This is a genomic window from Arenibacter aquaticus (genome assembly GCF_003957295.1).
In the GTDB taxonomy this organism is placed as follows: Bacteria; Bacteroidota; Bacteroidia; order Flavobacteriales; family Flavobacteriaceae; genus Arenibacter; species Arenibacter aquaticus.
Genome location: NZ_RQPJ01000014.1, coordinates 1 through 1,706, shown reverse-complemented (window position 1 = coordinate 1,706; position 1,706 = coordinate 1). Strand labels below are relative to the sequence as shown.

Genomic DNA, 1,706 nt, shown 5'->3' with positions numbered 1-1,706 from the left:
TCCTGTATCTCCTTTGTCTCCTTTTTCTCCAGTTGCTCCTTTGTCGCCTTTCTCTCCAGTGGCTCCAGTCTCTCCTTGGATACCTTGGGCTCCTGTATCTCCTTTAGCACCAGTAGCTCCAGTATCACCTTTCTCTCCGGTTGCTCCAGTAGCTCCGGTCTCACCTTGGATACCTTGATCTCCTTTGGCTCCGGTATCCCCTTTGTCTCCTTTCTCACCCTGAACTCCTTGAGCTCCAGTGTCACCCTTGTCACCTTTTTCACCTTGGATACCTTGTTCTCCTTGAGCTCCGGTATCTCCTTTCTCGCCTTGGATACCCTGGATACCTTGATCTCCTTTGGCACCAGTAGCTCCGGTCTCACCTTTTTCTCCGGTTGCACCTGTTGCGCCAGTCTCACCTTTCTCACCAGTAGCACCAGTATCACCTTTATCACCTTTCTCACCTTGGATACCTTGTGCACCAGTAGCTCCAGTGTCTCCTTTTAATCCTTGTTCTCCTTGAGCGCCGGTCGCACCAGTAGCTCCGGTCTCACCTTGAATACCTTGTTCTCCCTGAGCTCCAGTATCACCTTTTTCACCTTTAGCACCAGTAGCTCCAGTATCACCTTTCTCACCTTTAGCACCAGTAGCACCGGTTTCACCTTTTTCACCTTGGATACCTTGATCTCCTGTTGCTCCAGTGTCTCCTTTTTCACCCTGGATACCTTGGGCTCCTGTGTCTCCCTTGTCGCCTTTGGCTCCGGTCGCACCAGTGTCTCCTTTTAATCCTTGTTCTCCTTGAGCGCCGGTTGCACCTGTTACGCCAGTATCTCCTTTATCACCTTTATCACCTTTCTCACCTTGGATACCTTGGGCTCCGGTCTCTCCTTGAATACCTTGTTCTCCCTGAGCTCCAGTATCACCTTTTTCACCCTGGATTCCTTGAGCGCCAGTGTCACCTTTCTCGCCTTTCTCGCCAGTGGCTCCAGTATCACCTTTCTCACCTTGGATACCTTGTGCACCAGTAGCTCCAGTGTCTCCTTTTAATCCTTGATCCCCTTTCTCACCCTGAGCACCGGTATCTCCTTTGTCTCCTTTCTCACCTTGGATACCTTGATCTCCTTTGTCACCTTGGATTCCTTGCTCACCTTGAGCTCCAGTTTCACCTTTTTCTCCAGTTGCTCCAGTAGCTCCGGTCTCACCTTTCTCTCCAGTTGCACCCGTTGCTCCAGTGGCTCCGGTTTCACCTTTCTCACCAGTAGCTCCGGTTTCACCTTTTTCACCCTGAATTCCTTGATCACCTTGAGCTCCTGTATCTCCTTTGGCTCCGGTTGCACCTGTTGCACCGGTTTCACCTTGGATACCTTGTTCTCCTTGGGCTCCGGTATCTCCTTTCTCGCCTTGGATACCCTGGATACCTTGATCTCCTTTGGCACCAGTAGCTCCGGTATCACCTTTTTCTCCGGTTGCACCTGTAGCACCAGTAGCACCAGTAGCTCCGGTATCACCTTTTTCTCCGGTTGCACCTGTAGCACCAGTAGCACCAGTAGCTCCAGTTTCACCTTTTTCACCAGTGGCTCCAGTAGCACCTGTAGCACCGGTTTCTCCTTGAATACCTTGTTCTCCTTGAGCGCCGGTCGCACCAGTAGCTCCAGTAGCGCCAGTGTCACCTTTCTCACCCTGAACTCCCTGAGCTCCAGTGTCACCCTTGTCACCTTTGGCTCCAG

At 51.8% G+C, this 1,706-nt stretch carries 4 protein-coding genes; all 4 read right to left on the bottom strand.

Annotated features, from left to right (window positions below; translation table 11 throughout):
- Positions 1–461: hypothetical protein (locus EHW67_RS20750; protein WP_238389934.1), on the bottom strand; the 461-nt coding region annotated here is incomplete at its 3' end.
- Between the two features lie 21 nt (positions 462–482).
- Positions 483–749, bottom strand: coding sequence for a hypothetical protein (locus tag EHW67_RS20745; protein WP_238389932.1), 267 nt, complete (start codon positions 747–749; stop codon positions 483–485).
- Positions 750–797: 48 nt separating this feature from the next.
- Positions 798–1,001: a hypothetical protein gene (locus tag EHW67_RS20740; protein ID WP_238389931.1), complete on the bottom strand. Its 204-nt coding sequence runs from the start codon at positions 999–1,001 to the stop codon at positions 798–800.
- Between the two features lie 21 nt (positions 1,002–1,022).
- Positions 1,023–1,706: hypothetical protein (locus EHW67_RS20865; protein ID WP_317126877.1), on the bottom strand; the 684-nt coding region annotated here is incomplete at its 5' end.